General features: G+C 65.6%; 12 protein-coding genes. 4 read left to right on the forward strand and 8 right to left on the reverse strand.

Features of this window, described 5'->3' with window-relative positions; translation table 11 throughout:
- Window positions 1–105: 105 nt before the first annotated feature.
- The 3 genes from Pan44_RS10030 to Pan44_RS10040 form a co-directional block, all read right to left on the reverse strand.
- Entirely contained in the window at window positions 106–1,923 is a 1,818-nt protein-coding gene (locus Pan44_RS10030) for a phospholipid carrier-dependent glycosyltransferase (protein ID WP_145029723.1), read from the reverse strand.
- Window positions 1,924–2,003: 80 nt separating this feature from the next.
- Window positions 2,004–4,667: an FAD:protein FMN transferase gene (locus tag Pan44_RS10035; RefSeq protein ID WP_145029725.1), complete on the reverse strand. Its 2,664-nt coding sequence runs from the start codon at window positions 4,665–4,667 to the stop codon at window positions 2,004–2,006.
- A gap of 185 nt (window positions 4,668–4,852) precedes the next feature.
- Window positions 4,853–6,262, reverse strand: coding sequence for an EF-hand domain-containing protein (locus tag Pan44_RS10040; protein WP_197453993.1), 1,410 nt, complete (start codon window positions 6,260–6,262; stop codon window positions 4,853–4,855).
- 267 nt (window positions 6,263–6,529) lie between these two features.
- Between Pan44_RS10040 and Pan44_RS10045 the strand changes: the two genes are divergently transcribed.
- Window positions 6,530–8,515, forward strand: coding sequence for a hypothetical protein (locus tag Pan44_RS10045; RefSeq protein WP_145029730.1), 1,986 nt, complete (start codon window positions 6,530–6,532; stop codon window positions 8,513–8,515).
- Between the two features lie 217 nt (window positions 8,516–8,732).
- On the opposite strand, the gene pyrE is transcribed toward Pan44_RS10045, so the two are convergent.
- The 5 genes from pyrE to Pan44_RS10070 all read right to left on the reverse strand — a co-directional run bounded on the left by pyrE (window position 8,733) and on the right by Pan44_RS10070 (window position 12,397).
- The gene (pyrE, locus tag Pan44_RS10050; RefSeq protein ID WP_145029732.1) at window positions 8,733–9,299 is read right to left on the reverse strand and encodes an orotate phosphoribosyltransferase; all 567 of its coding nucleotides are present in this window, start codon (window positions 9,297–9,299) and stop codon (window positions 8,733–8,735) included.
- A gap of 138 nt (window positions 9,300–9,437) precedes the next feature.
- Window positions 9,438–9,989, reverse strand: coding sequence for a hypothetical protein (locus tag Pan44_RS10055; protein WP_145029734.1), 552 nt, complete (start codon window positions 9,987–9,989; stop codon window positions 9,438–9,440).
- A gap of 120 nt (window positions 9,990–10,109) precedes the next feature.
- On the reverse strand, window positions 10,110–10,952 hold the full coding sequence (locus Pan44_RS10060; RefSeq protein ID WP_145029736.1) for a DUF1571 domain-containing protein: 843 nt from the start codon (window positions 10,950–10,952) through the stop codon (window positions 10,110–10,112).
- Window positions 10,953–10,979: 27 nt separating this feature from the next.
- Window positions 10,980–11,558: a carboxypeptidase-like regulatory domain-containing protein gene (locus Pan44_RS10065; RefSeq protein ID WP_145029738.1), complete on the reverse strand. Its 579-nt coding sequence runs from the start codon at window positions 11,556–11,558 to the stop codon at window positions 10,980–10,982.
- A 56-nt stretch (window positions 11,559–11,614) separates the two neighbouring features.
- Window positions 11,615–12,397, reverse strand: a complete 783-nt coding sequence (locus tag Pan44_RS10070) for a hypothetical protein (protein ID WP_145029740.1) — start codon at window positions 12,395–12,397, stop codon at window positions 11,615–11,617.
- Window positions 12,398–12,632: 235 nt separating this feature from the next.
- On the opposite strand from Pan44_RS10070, the gene Pan44_RS10075 reads away from it, so the two are divergent.
- Genes Pan44_RS10075 through Pan44_RS10085 form a run of 3 tightly spaced genes read left to right on the forward strand, consistent with a single transcriptional unit; the run spans window position 12,633 to window position 14,642 of the window.
- On the forward strand, window positions 12,633–13,412 hold the full coding sequence (locus Pan44_RS10075; RefSeq protein WP_145029742.1) for a DUF4159 domain-containing protein: 780 nt from the start codon (window positions 12,633–12,635) through the stop codon (window positions 13,410–13,412).
- A 10-nt stretch (window positions 13,413–13,422) separates the two neighbouring features.
- Window positions 13,423–14,295 carry a thioredoxin family protein gene (locus tag Pan44_RS10080; protein ID WP_145029744.1) on the forward strand — a complete coding sequence of 291 codons (873 nt, stop codon included), beginning with the start codon at window positions 13,423–13,425 and terminating at the stop codon, window positions 14,293–14,295.
- Complete coding sequence (locus Pan44_RS10085) at window positions 14,292–14,642, forward strand: hypothetical protein (RefSeq protein WP_145029746.1); 351 nt, start codon at window positions 14,292–14,294, stop codon at window positions 14,640–14,642. Before Pan44_RS10080 ends, Pan44_RS10085 begins: the two co-directional genes overlap by 4 nt.
- Window positions 14,643–14,694 lie beyond the last annotated feature (52 nt).

Raw genomic sequence — 14,694 nt, forward strand, 5'->3', positions numbered from 1 at the left:
AGCATGATGAATGGAACAGGGTCCCGCGGCGTTGAGCCCCGACTGGGCGACGCACCGCCGCCGACTGGCCCCCGTTCCGATGGGTGCCTTGTCTCCTGTTCAGCCTCAATCCCGTTTCACGTGCAACAGCCTGACCCGCTCGACGACCGGCTTGTCGGTCGTCGGCAGTTCCCACGCCGGGCGGCTGTCGAGCAGGACCAGATCACTGGGCCGGTAATCGAACTCGGCGACGACCTCCAGCCGGCCCGCCGCGATGAGCCGGTCGGCTTCGGCCTGGTCCGCATGCGGACCGACGACGACATACAGCGGCACCTCGGTCTGGTTCGGCCCCACCCGGGTCATGTCGAAATCGGCGGCCGCGAGCGTCAGGTATCCGACCGGGCTGTCGCGCTGCCCCGCCGCGAGGTGGAAGTACAGGCCGGGCTCGGCGAGGACATAGAGCGCGCACCGGACGCCTTCGACCTCGCGGGGCAGGGATTCAGTCCGTAAGCGGGCCACGATTTCTGCGGACACCGACTGCAGCCCACTTCGATTCTCCCACGCCGGGTAGGGGCCCCGGACCGATCCTGTGAACGCCGCGTAGGCTCCCACCATGACGACGAACGCCGCGAAGAAGACTCCCAGTCTCTTCCAGCGACCTTGCGGTGGCGCCGGATCAGGGGACGGGCCGTTCAGCGTCGAGGCGTTCCAGTCGGCCGGAAGGAGCCATGTCGCCATCAGGCAGGCGAGCCCGAGAATCACACCGAAGATCCACGTCAGGCCAAGCCGCGGGTAGGGCGTGTACAACGGCACGGCGACAGTCAGTCCGATCAGCCAGGCCGCCGCCAGCCAGAGGCTCAGCTCGCGCAGGCGTGATCGCGCCGTCACGTTCGCAGAGACCGGGTCTCCCTCCGCTCGCCCATCGCTTCGCGCCTCTGCCGACAACCGACGCCACTCAAACGCGATCAACTGGCTGGAAAGGATGACCGTCGCGAAGAGCAGGGCGGGAAACGGGGAGAGCTTGGTCAGCAGGCGGTTGTCGTGGGCGAGAGCGGCCACCTGCCGCACAGCGTTCGGCCACCACTGCCCCAGTCCCGTGAAGTACCCCGCATGGTTCTTCGCCACGGCCGAATAGCCGCCGTACTTCTGCAACTCCCACAGCCACGGCGCCCAGAGCAGAAACGCGATGCCCGCGGTGAGCCCCCACCGACCCAGGCACACGCCGGCAGCGCCGAACACCGTCCCCGATTTCGGCGCGTCGGCGAGCGGCGGGCCTGAGCCCGCTGATGACTTCACGCGTTTTTTGGACCGCGATGGTGACGGCTGAGGATCAGGGGGCTGACGCCCGCTCGCCACTATCGCGCCCGCGCCCCCGAACACGATCCACCCCGCCGTCCCCGCCCCGGTGATCGCCAGCGTGAGCCAGCCGTTGTACTTGGTCCACCACGCCAGGGACGCCAGCACCCCGGCCGCGACGATGTTCCCGGCCCCTCCCGACTGGACCGCTCGCCACCCCGCCCACACCCCCGCGGTCATCCACAACCCGAGCATCGCGTCCGTCAGCGCCGCACGGCTGTACGCGATGTGGAACTCGTTGAAGGCTAACAGCACCATCGCCGCCATCGCCGCGGGTGGCCCCCACCACGCGCGAACCATCCCCCAGACCACCAGCAACGTCAGCGACCCGCTGACGACATTCACCCACATCACCCCCTGCGGCCCGCCGAAAATCGCCGCCCACTCCAGGCAGAACGGCAACAGCGGCGGGGCATACAGATGCTGGAACGGGTACCGCCCGTCCGGCGTGTAAAGGTTCGACGCGTACACTCCCTCGTCGAAATGTTCGACCGCCATCCGCGCGGGAACCGCCGCGCGCAGTCCGAAGCCGGCCGCGAAGACGGCGACGACGAGAGCAATTTCGAGACGGGTCGGGCGCGGGCTCATGACATGCCAGTTTAGGACCGCCCCGAATGCAAAGCACCCCGGCTGCTCCGCAGCAGCCGGGGTGCTTGAACACTGTCGCCCTACTTCTGTTCCGGCCACGCGCCCGTCTGAATCGCCCCGCCCCCTCCACTCGGAATGAGCTGGGCGCCAAGTTCGCGAAGCCTGGCCACCGCCTGCGCATCCGCGGCCATCAGGAGCGCAGTGTCCCAGCCATCGGCCTCGCGACAGGTGGGCGCGATCACCGCCACCGCCCGCCACCGCGGCTCCGCCGGCCGGCCGGTCAGCGTTGAGAGCAGGTGCTTGTTAGCACCGCTGCCGCCGCGAGGATACACGCCGCTTGTGGAGAGCGCCTGGTCCCGGAGAGTCAGGCGGGGCGTCGCCCACGCGCCCGCGTCCGGATCCAGCCCCACCTCCCACGCCCCGGACGACCGCAGTTCCCCTCCGATCTCGATGAGGAATTCCTTCAGGCCCGCCGTCCGCAGCAGGTCATACACCCGGTCGACCGCGTGGCCCTGCAGCAGCGAACCGAGATCGATCTGCACACGAGGATCCCGTTTCTGCAGCGAGGGGACCATCTCCTCCACGGCCAGTTTCTGCCATCCGATCGACTCGAGCAACGTTCGGATCGTCTCATTCGAAGGCGGCTCGGCCTTTGGCCCCGAAGGACCGTTGCCCCACGCATCCACCAACGGACCGACGGTGATGTCGAACGCGCCGCTGGTCGCCTCGCTCAGCTCGAGGCCCTGGGACACCAGCGAGGCGAGTTCCTTCGAGCACTCGATTTCGAGCGTCGTCTCGCTGCTGTTGAACTGCGACGTTTCCGACCCGGGACGCCAATGGGACAGAGTCGCTTCGATCCGTTCGAGCTCAGCGGTCACCTGATCCTGAAGCGTCGCCGTCCCCCCCAGCGGATCGCGGATCTTGATCGTCCAGCTCGTCCCGAACGCCCGCCCGGTGAGCGTCGAAGGACCAGCCACGCGGGGCACGGCGCCGCCGTCGGAGCCTGCCTCCACCGGCCACCACATCCATGCGGCGGCAATCCCCACCGTGGCCATCGCCAGCAGGTCCCGAACCGACCAGCGGTCGGCCGTGCCGTGTGACCGGACGAACTTCAGCAGCGCCCCCGTCGGGCAGCCGAACCGGCAGTAGGCCTGCGGAACGAAGAGCGCAGCCACCAGCCCGGCGAGGCCGACCAGCATCGACACGGCGGCCGCGGGGCCGAGAACCCACGCGTCGAATGGCTCGAGCCAGGTGAGGTTGAACTGCGGTCGAACCAGGGCCAGCACGAACGCAGCGATCAGGAGGAGCCAGGGCAGGAGTCCCAGCGCCCGATTCAGTAGCCGCGGCAGCCGGATGTGCAGCCGCCGATTTCGCCCGAGCCATTCCTGGACCGCGCCATGCGGACAGAGTGAGTGACAGTAGACCTGGCGCTTGGCTGACCACGGAACGACCAGCGCCACGGCAACGAGCGCCACGAGGCCCGGCGCCGTCGACCACGACGCCCCGTTTCTCGACCAGCCGGCAAGCAGGGACATCGAGAGCATGTCACCCAGCCACAGTCCGAAAGCAGCCACCAGGACGAGCTGCCAGATTTCCCGCACCCGACGCCCTCCCAGCATCGGAACAAACGTGATCGCCAGACCACCAGTCACGATCCCCAGCAGCCCAAGGTCACGCAGCTTCCAGGTCGCGCCGATGGCCTTGGGCGTCGCCTGTTCGACTTCCGATTGCAGACGACGGCGAACCCCTTCGGCCAGTCCAAAACTTGTCTGCGTTGCTCCGGACACCCCTTCGATGCCCGAGGTGTTGAAGTCGATGCGAGTCCAGTCGTCGATCGATTTGCCGGCAAGTCCATCGAGGAAACCCTCGTCATCGCGGACGCGATCGACGTATTCAGGGGTGTCGTAGCTGCTGCGCAGACGCACCGCGGTGACACGCTTGCGCGATGAGTCCACCGCGACGAGCGCCTCAGTCGGTCCGCTGTATCCCCGGACGGTTTCCGCCGCCGGCGATGTCCGCAGCAGATAGCCCAGCGTGGCGTCTTCTGGCCCCCGCACTTCCACCCAGCCCGCGCGGCCCGCATCAGACTTCAGGTTCGTGGCGGTCGGAAAAACCTCCTGCGCTTCGGCCAGTGTGATCGAATCCGGAAACCGCAGTGAGGTCGCATGCCCCGCCAGCCGTGCTTCGAGCGACTCCGCCATTGCCAGACTGGTCAGCGTCGACCCGCTGACCGCTTCGATGGCAGGCCGCTGGCCACTGGCAGGGTTCCACCCCCGGAACTGGGTCCAGTAGGTCGAGGCATTCCTCACCTGCTCGACATGCTCGGCCGTGTCGCGACTCCACAGCAGACTGACGCCCGTGATGCCGCCGTTGGGGTCGAGACCGACGAGCAGGTTGCTTGGACCGGAGTAACCGACGAGATGATCGGACTGGGGGGACGTCGTCAGGACGACTCCCAGTTCTACTCCAGCCGAATCGAGGACCTTCCAGCCGTTGAGGATCGGCACATGGGGGCCGAGGCGAGCGGCGGTCGGAAACAGTCGCAACGTCTCTTCAAAAGGAATGTCGCTCGGTTGGTCCCGGCGGTGGTTGCTTTGGGCGATCAGGAATGCCGCCGCTGCGAGGATGAGGGCCCGCGTGACGCGAACCAGCCAGCGAACCACGAGCGGCAGCGGCTTGAACGGAGCGCGCGGGTCCTTCAGGACTGGCAGCAAAGGGCTGTGATCCGGCGGACCTGCTGACACGAGACCCGATTTCTCCTGGGCGAACAAACGGCTGGCAATTCAGCGTAGTTCGAAGAGGGAGACGATTCACGGCCGTTCAACAAAGAAGCCCGGCTTCCTGGGCAGAAGCCGGGCTTCGGGCGTCGAAAATCGAGCCGAGGCGTGCCTGGATTGTCGGAGAGGCACGCCCCGGCTCAGCGGAGGATTCACTCGTCGCTTTCGGGGCGACGTTCCCGACGCTCACTCGGAGCGCCGAATTCCCGGGCGATCGCTTCCCGCAGTTCCTCGGGACTGATCCGGCCGTCACCGTTGCCATCCAGGTCCTTGAACCGTTCCTTCATCCGGTCCGGAGCTTCGTCCTTCGAAACACTGCCATCCCCATCCCGGTCGAGCCGGGAGAAGATGTCTCGAGGCCGCTCGCCGTCACGGCCAGGTCCCCGTTCCCCACGCGGCGGGCCTCCTTCCGGCCGACCCTCCGGACGACCTTCAGGACGCGGACGATCACCTTCGCGTGCCCCCTCGGGACGCGGCCGATCGCCGTCGCGCGGACCTTCCGGACGTCGATCACCGTCGCGCATTCCTTCCGGGCGGGGACGGTCGCCGTCCCGCGGTCCGTCAGGACGCCGGTCACCATCGCGCGGCCCCTCTGCCCGCCGTTCACCGTCGCGGACCATTTCGCGATCACGGTCGCCCCCTTCACGACGCATCCCGTCCGGTCCGCCGAAGCCCGGCCGGCCAAAGCCCCGGAACTCCGATCCCCCAAACGGCCCGCCAGCCAGCTCGGCAAAATCGAGTTCGCCGTCTGAGTTCCGGTCGAGTTCTTCGAATCGGTCGGCCAGCCGCGCGAGCTCCCTGCGATTCAGCTTTCCATTCTCGTCGCGATCAAGGACCCGGATCAGCGGGCTCATCGGCCGTCCCTCGCCGAAGCGACCGAATCCCCGTGCTTCCGGGCGGTCCCCACGTTCCATGCGGTCCCCTTCCGGAGGTCGAGGCGGGCCATCCGGACGTCCGGGGCCATCTCCTCGGCCCGGTCCCGGTCCGCGATCGCCGTCTTCCCGGGCCATCTCACGTCCTTCAGGACGCGGGCGGTCGCCCGCCCCTTCCGGCCGTCGACCGTCGCGGCCCCCCGGCGGACCGTACTTCGCCATCACTTTCTCGAATTCCTCACGCGTCAATTCGCTCTTCCCCGAGGCAGTGAACACCAGTTCAAGTCGCTCCTGCATTTCAGCCGGCGCCTGTTCCGGGATCTCCTGCTTCGTGAACTTGCCGTCCTTGTCCCGGTCGATCCGTTCGAACATCTGGCCCGGCGAAAACATCGGGCGATCGCTGCCAAACCGCCCGCGGGGAGCCTCGACCGGCTTGTCCTCATGCGTCATTGCGGCGACGAACTCTTCGCGGCTCAACTTGTGGTCGTCGTTCTTGTCCCCAACGCGGACCAGCCGCTCGTAAAACCGCTTGCGATCTTCGCCGATCTCGTCGTCGACGAGCGTCCCGTCGCTGTTCTTGTCGAGCGTTTCAAAGAGCTTCGCGGGCTCCTGGACCGGCTCGTCGCTCTTCACGGGACCGATCCACGTCAGCGCCGACGCGCAGACCATCCCGAATGCCATTCGTTTCATGAGCTTGCTCACCGAGGGGGTGTCACTTGGAACACGACATGAAACCCCGGGCGCGTGACGGCGGTATCGGACCATTTTCAAAAGCTGTTCGATTCTGCAACGGTCGGCCTCGCCTCCGATCCACTGGACCGGGTGACCAAATCCGCCCTTTTCCGGGTTTCTCCGATCAGATAGCTTCCGCGCAAATTGCCCGGGAGCCGCGGACGGATCGCGCGATTCCCGGAGGTGGCCAAGGACTGCAATGTCGCTCAGGGAAGGGCGCTGCGGATGACTCGTAAACTTTCATCATCAAGAACCGTTCGCTGGCTGGGCGGCCTGTCGGTTCTGTTCAGCGTTGCGACAGCAGCGGTCGTCCTCCGCGGTCAGGAGGAGGACATCAACCCGATCGGAATCCTCTTCCGCCGCCGCGATGCGCGCAACGCCAAGCAGGATGAGAAGGAGAAGACGCCTCCCGGCCAGCTCCCCTCCGATGTTCCCAAGGCGCCCCCTGCCCAGTTCAGCCAGCAGAAGCAGGCCCCGGCCGCGACTCCCGCGGTGCAGAATGCCGACCCGCTGATGAAGTATGTCGATGAAGCGCTGCGCCTCAGCCAGCGCCGTCTGCTCGTCGCGGAATCCGCCAACGGCAACCCGAACTCGCCGTGGCAGATCATGCACGGCGTCCTCGCCCTCAGGCACAACCTCGAACTCAGGACGCCGCGCGGCACCGTCAACGCCCTGGGGTGGCTCTCCCGCAACCCGATGTTCCGCGGGGAAGCCTGGTTTGAAGCGACCCGCTTCGGCGGACGCGCCCATCCGTTCTCCGTCCCCTACCACTTCGAAGGGCACGTCAACCAGTTCCTGTCGCTGCTCACGATGTCCAACCTGCCGCTCGACCATAAATTCGGCGTCGCGGGCGGTAAGGGATACGTGACGATGGCGGAGATGGTTCGCCACGCCCAGATGATGGTGAACGCCAACGAAGAAATCAGCTGGACCCTCTGGTTCCTCACGCACTACCTCGAGCCCGACGCCGTCTGGACAAACCACAACGGCGAACGCTGGGGAATGGAAAAACTCGTCGCCATGCAGACGGGCCAGAACGTCACCACAGCCCCCTGCGGCGGAACCCACGGCCTCTTCGCCCTCGCCTACGCGCGCAACTCGTACCTGCAGAAACACGGCAAGGTCACCGGCACCTGGCTCCAGGCCGACCAGAAAATCCAGCGTTACATCGCCGAGGCCAGCTCCGGAATGAATGCCGACGGATCGTTCTCGTCCGCGTTCTTCCGCGAACCCAAGCAGCACACTGATGACCCGACCGATCGCCTGAAATCGAGCGGACACATGCTCGAGTGGCTGATGATGGCCGTGCCGCAACAGGACCTGAAGCAGAACTGGGTTCGCTACGGCGTCTATCGCGTCGCGGTCGACCTGATCCAGTTCAGCAACCAGGAAATCGACCCGGGCCCGCTGTACCACGCCGTCCACGCGATCACCCTCTACCGCGAGCGCGTGACTCCCAAGCAGATCACGCCGCAGAATCCCAGGCCGCTCGAGTCGGAACTGGCTCGCACCCCGAAGCCACAGACGGCGCCGCCCGCTGCCGCGCCACCCAAACCGACGATCGACCCGAAGTCGGTCGCGGCCACGCCGTCGAATCCGCCGCCGCCGCGCCCTGTCGCAGAAGCGCCCCCGGGTGAGACAAAGGTCGTGATGGCGCCAGCGAACACACCGGCTCCGGTTCCCATGCCGACGGCCATCCCGACACCGCCTCCCGGCAGCACAGCCGAACCCAAGGTGGCCGTCGACACGCCCAAGCCGATTCCGTCCAACCAGTCGGCCAGCCCTGTCCCCATGCCGGAAGAACCCCGCGTGGCGGCGAACACGCCCGACAAAGTTGAGTCGCTCGTGTTGCCGACGCTCCCGGCGCCAGGCTCCGGACCGTCTGACCCGAAGCGGCCCCCTTCAGCGCTGCCGATTGACAAGCCGGTCGGACTCGCCGCGACGCCGCCGAACCCGACGCCGATCGACACCCCCGCCGCGACGGACGAGAAGCCGCCCGTCGTTCCGGAAGTCACAGTGGGAGCCCTCCCGGTTCCACCACTGCCGACGTTCGAAATCTCGAAGGGCACGAAGAAGAAGGGATCCAAGCCCGACGCCGCGGACGAATTGGCCCCCAGGCCGACGACGGTCTCGAGCCCGACGCCGATCGTCCTGCCGCCGCTCCCGCTCGATCCGATCGACAGCTCGGCCGCGGCAGAAGCCTCGAAGTAACCGGCTGCGAAACCTTGAAACTCGCCTGAACCACCCCGGCATCTGGACACCAGTGCCGGGGTGTTTTCGTGTCGGCTCCGGGCTCCCCGGTGGGGGGAGTGCTGCATCGAGCTTCGAAGGATCCCCGCAAAGTGACTCCCGTCCAGGCGGAAGCGGCGATGCCGAACTCGATCGCAACTGTGGCGGCAGGGCTCTGAAAACCCGGCCGAATCTGCACCTACTTTGCGGCGCCCGCCGTCGGCGGAGTGATGCCAAAATCCTCGATCGTCAGCAGCGACTGGAAGGCGATCCCTTTCGCGGCGAACGCCTCCCGGCCCCCCTCCATGCGATCGACCACTGCGGCCACCATCACGACGTCCATGCCGAAATCCCGTGCCCGCTCGGCCGCCAGCAGCGAACTGCCGCCTGTCGTCACAACGTCTTCCAGCAGCACGGCCTTCATCCCGGCAGTCACCGGACCTTCGATGAACTTCTGCGTGCCATGCCCTTTCGCTTCCTTCCGTACCAGGAAGCCGGCGTATTCACGTCCCTGATCCGCGGCCACGGTCAACGCACCGGCTACCAGCGGATCGGCGCCGATCGACATTCCGCCGATCGCTTCGAACGACGTGTTCTTCAGCAGTTCGAGGAACCCCAGGCTGACGAGCCGCAGACCCGTGGAATGCAGCGTGACCTGCTTGCCGTCCAGGTAGTAGCTGGCCTTCTTGCCCGAGGCGAGCGTGAAGTCGCCAAACTTCAGAGCCCGCTGGCGGAACACTTCAATGAGTTGGTTTCGATCGTACATAGGAGTCACAGGGCAGGCTTCGAGCCGCGTTCGCAAGCAGATCCCCCGAACAAAGCCCGGGGGATCGCATCCAGGGCGTCGCTCGCTCTCCGTCGAAAACGGTCGAGCGACAGTTGATTCGTCGAAAGCTGATTGGTCTCAGGAATTGGATGGCGCGCTCGCGGCTGCCGCCGCCGGAGCTGGAGTCGCAGGCTTCGGCGGCGCGTGAGGCGCGGGGGTGTACAGGCGGACCAGCACGATCCCCGCCATCACCAGCAGCATCCCGACCCACAGCAGCGGATTCACGTTGGGCCGCTCTTTCATCAGGACGAGGTCGGTAATGGCGTTCACCATTGTGGCGCCGCCGAACACAATCGGCATGACGAGCGCCGGACCTCCAAACTTCCCCTTGATGGCGTAGAACACCGCGGCTGTGAGACACAGCGCGCCGAACGCTCCCAGCGAGCCCGCCAGGAACCCCCACTTTGCCGCGGGATAGTGCGTCCCGCTGAAGGAAAAGCTGTCTCCAAACAGCTTCATACAAACGAGTCCGCCGATCACGCCCCACACCAGGTAGGCCACGCCGATGAACATGTACGGCTTGAAGGGGCTCCACTCCGTTCCACGGGCTTTGCCGAGCGCCGGGCCATAGGTTCCCCAGAAACAGGCGGTCGCCACGGCGAACGCAATCGGCACCCAGATCCCGCGCATCAGCTTCTCCCTGAATTCAACTCGCACTCGCCCGGCGAACGGTTCTGCCGGTCGCGGGAATGCTAGCAGGGGACGCCCGGAGCGGCATCTGTCGAACAGAGCAGGTGGTCCCGCAATCGCTCAGAACTTGTACGCCGGGTTCTTGGCCGAGAAGTCTTCGTTTGCCAGGCCGACATTGGTCCGCACCTTGACGTACGTGAATTCTTCAACCAGCGGCGGTTCCTGGCCTGACGCGGCCGGATAACCGTAGTTCTCGATCCGCACCGGCAGGTTCGCCTGCGCATCAATGTACAGCCGCGTCACGTGAAACGGGAACTGGCGCCGCGGCTGCGGATGGGTGCATTCAATCGCCGGACACGACATCCCGCCGATCTTGGCATCCGGGTAGTACTGCACGTTCGTTTCGCCGAACTGCCCTTCGTACTCCCACTGCGCGATGACCTTGTCGATCAGCTTCCGCATCCCGATCTCGGTAATCGGGTGCCGGTTCTCTGCCCGGACCTGTGGAGCGTCGATCGCCAGCGGCACCGTCCCCACCAGCGACTTGAGCCCGCTCCCTTCGTGGGCCAGGAGCTTGTTGTCGTTCTGGCCGTAGACAAACAGGATCTCGCGCCCGGGATTCGGCTCCTGGTTCTTCAGATAGACGCTGAACGGCTCTTCGCGAAACTTCATTTCCATCGTCTGCGTCACCACCGCGCCGTTCAGAAGTTCGCGCTTGATGAACACGCACTGGTAATCCCGTACCGAGTCGAGCGACTTCCGGCTGGCCCGCGCAAGCTTGAGCGCGGGAGCCAGCGGATGCCGCTCGTCCACCGGGGGATACTTGTGACCGCTCGCCGACGCCTGCGCCGTCGGGCTCGGAGCATTCAACGATTGCCCCTGCACGTGTGACCCCGACAGCACCAGGGCCAGCGCGCACACCCGGCGGAGTGCAGTCGAACGAGCAGCAAAGGCGAGCGCCATGAACATCCGCATCCTCGTGACCCGCCGTTACGGGCTCGTCGGAATCTTGTTGACGTCGTCTTCAAGGTTATCAAGTTTGTGCACGGCCACACCGGCCAGCGCCACACCGGCAACGCCCAGCCCGAGCGCCGCAATCGTCGCCGGATCGAGATAACCAAACTGCCCGCGAACCACAGGAGACGAGCCGTTCACCACGACCGTCTTCATCGCCTGCGCGGGGGCGACATCCGCCTGCCACAGCCGATACGTCGCCTGCGACTGCGGAGTCTGCACCTGGTACACGCCTCCCTTCAGGCTCGCGAACTTGAAACGCCCCTGCGAATCGGCCGTGGTCGTCGCCACTTCCTTCTCATTGCGGACCAGCTTCACAACCACTCCGTCGAGAGGCTTGCCCTGGTCATTGATAACCCGGCCGGCGAACGTGCCATCTTCGGCCAGCGCCACGTCGCGAACCTTCGGAGCGTCGGGCTTCGTCGTCTCGGCAGACTTGGGCGCTTCGGCAGCCGCCGGGCGGGCCGGCTTCTCCTGGGCCATCAGCGGCGCAGGCAGCGCCGTTCCGCAGGCAGCGATCGCCGCCATCCACCATGATTTTCCGATGTGACGCATTCCATTGCCTCCAGCGTAAAAGGACTCTGACTCTCCGCGCACTCACGGCTCAGCCGTCAGCGCCACGACTTCAAATGTTGAACGAGCTGCTGGTTGTAGTTCGGAGCGACGGCGGCAAGACGCGCCGACAGCGGCCGGCCGGCATCCCCCTGCTCGATGTCGTACAGGTAATCGCTGAGGACCTGCCTCACGTTCTGCGGCCCATGCACCATGAAATGCACCCAGGCCCAGCTCTCGCGGTATTCGTCTTCATGCATGTCGCCGAGGTCTTCCAGGACCTCCAGCCTCTGCAGGTTCGGCTTCCAGCGGAACACGATCGACCGCTTCAGACTCCTGAGATACGGGCTCCCCGACGCGCGCTCCGCGGCCGGGGTCTCGAAGTACTCCGCAAAGCCTTCATCGAGCCACAGCGGTACGAACGGCAACGCGTTGTGCAGGACCGCGTGCGTGCACTCGTGCCGCACGTCCGTCGCATAACCCTTCCGGCGATAGACATACACCCGCGACATGTCCGCCCCTTTGACGAACAGCGCCGGCCGCGACATCCCTTCCGGAACCCGCTGCGCCAGATGATCACGGTACGTGCGAACGGAAGAAAACAGGCTGACCTGGATCGGGTCGTCGGACGCCTTGATCGCCAGAAGCCCCTCGACGTCGGCCTTCAGAAGGTCCATCTCGCGAACCAGACTCCGGCCTTCGTCATCCGTCAGCGGAAACTCTGACCGCAATTCGAACGGGCCCGCTTTCCTCTGGTCGACCCACTCGGCCGAGACCGTCGCCACGGCCGCTGCGAGAAACGCAGACGCCACGATGAGCCGGTGGACAAAACGGCCGGACATCAGGCAACAAGGCGGTCGAACGTTGAAAATATGGGGAAAATGCGTCGTTCTGGCGAAGTGTCACCAGGGAATTGGCGACGAACTCCGGCAAAAACCGCGGGAAGCTACCGCCGTTCGCCAAAAACGGTCAAGACGGGTATGCGGCTCCCCTGAAGCGAGCCGCGATCGACTCGACCCTTGAGACTCGGGCAACGGTATGTGACGATCAACCGATGCGTTGTGTCAGGAGGGGACCATGAGGATGGGGAATCGCTGGACGAAAAGGGCCATCGCCCTAGGAGCATGTCTCGGGGCCGCGACGCTGTGGGCCGAGGAGCCTCGAAGTGTCATCCAATCCCTGAACGACGCGTTTCCCGGAATCCAGATCGATCCCGACGCGAATCACGCCGTCACTCCCGAAGAGGCCGCCAATGCCCCCGGGCCGCTCCAGCCGGGCGTCGTCAATTGCGCGATCCTGACCTACGGCAACGGAAAGACGTCGAGGTGCTTCAGCAGCGAGTTCCTCGCCCAGGCCTCGCGAGAGACGAATATCAGGACGAACCCCCGGTTCGTGTCGACGGCCCTCGAATCTTCGGACCTGTTCAAGTGTCCGTTCGCGATCCTGACCGGCGAGGGAAAGTTCGCGCTCACCGAAGCCCAGCGGCTGAACCTCAGGAACTACCTTGAGAACGGCGGATTCATCATCGCATCCGCGGGCTGTAGCAACGAAGACTGGCACAACAGCTTCCGCGCCGAGATCGAGAAGACCTTCGCGGACGCACCGCTCAAAACGCTCGATCCATCCCACGCCGTTTTCCACACGGTGTACGACATCCACGAACTGCGGCTGAAGGGTTCACGCCGGGCTCATCTCGAAGGCCTCGAGATCGATGGACGCATCGCCTTGATCTTCTCCCCCGATGGACTCAATGACACCGGGAAGGCCGGTCCCAAATGCTGCTGCTGCGGTGGAAATGAAGTCCAGAACGCCCGGCAGGTGAACGTGAACCTCCTCGCCTACACGCTCACTCACTGAGGGCCCTCGCGTGTCGGTGTTCCGAATCCTGTGTGTTCGACTCGCCTTCGCCGTCGGCCTCTGCGCCGCGGCATTCACGAACAACGCACACGCGCTCGACTTCCTGACCGACCCGGCCGCGATCCCGTCCGACAACACGCGGCCACGCGTCCTGATCTTCGGCAGCGTCTCCTGCGGATGGTGTCGCAAGCTCGCCGCCGACACTCTCACCAGCCCGCTCATCGCCGAGCGGCAGGACCAGTTCGTGTGCCTCAAGATCGACGTGGATGAGCATGAACTCCTGGCGTCACGATACGGAGTGACCGGCCTGCCGCAGACGGTCATCACGGATGCCGAAGGCAACGTGATCGGCGAGAAGTCGGGATATCTGCCGCCAATCGAGTATGCGGCCTTCCTTGATGCGACGCTGAAGAATCCGCAGTCGACGGCGACCGACCTCGCGAAATGGCTCGTCGAACTCAAATCGTCCACAGCGGCGAGTCGTCACGACGCGGCGAAGAACCTGCTTCAGCACGTCTCGCGGGTCGATGGTCCTGGGCGCGATGAGGCCATCGCAGCACTGAAAGAGCAGGGGCCGACGGCGTGGGGCGAGATCGCTCCGTACCTCGATCATCCCCGCCTCTCCGTTCGTGCCGCCGCGGGGGGGCTCCTGCGGCGGGCGACGCTCGCCAACCGCGAGTTCGATCCATTTGCCAGGCCGGATGTCCGCCGCGAACAGTCGCAGGACTGGTCCACGTGGGTCGAGTCTCAGGGAGGAACAGTCGCTGTCGTTTCCTTCATCGACTGGGATGCGGACGCGACCGCCTGGTCTTTGGAAGGAAATGCGGATCGCCCGCCGGCCCCGCCGCTCGCTCAACCTCTCGGGACGCCGGCCGTTCCATGACCGCGTCCTCTCCGCGTCCTCCCCTCATCAACCGGCCACTCGTCGGCGTCCTCGCCATCGCCGGGCTCGTCGGCGGCCTGGGGCTGATGGCATTCGACCGGTTCGACAACCTCTGGGGCGCCTCGCTGTTCCGGGTTGGAATCCTGATGTCGGCCCTGTGGCTGTGGCTTGCCGCCCGGAAGGAGCCGGTGGCCAAACCATCGCCAATCGCAACATGGGTCACGCTTGGCATCGGCGGATTTGCACTGGCGGCCATCCGCAGCCGCAAACCGGTGCTGATGATGGTGACCGGGATTGTGTTCGCCCTGGTGGCGTTTATCGTCAAGCCACGACGACCGCGTGTCTGAAGCCTGACAGGAGCCCGGCCTTCGGCAACTCGTTCGAGGAGTCGTGATACTC

This window comes from Caulifigura coniformis (assembly GCF_007745175.1).
Classification (GTDB): Bacteria; Planctomycetota; Planctomycetia; order Planctomycetales; family Planctomycetaceae; genus Caulifigura; species Caulifigura coniformis.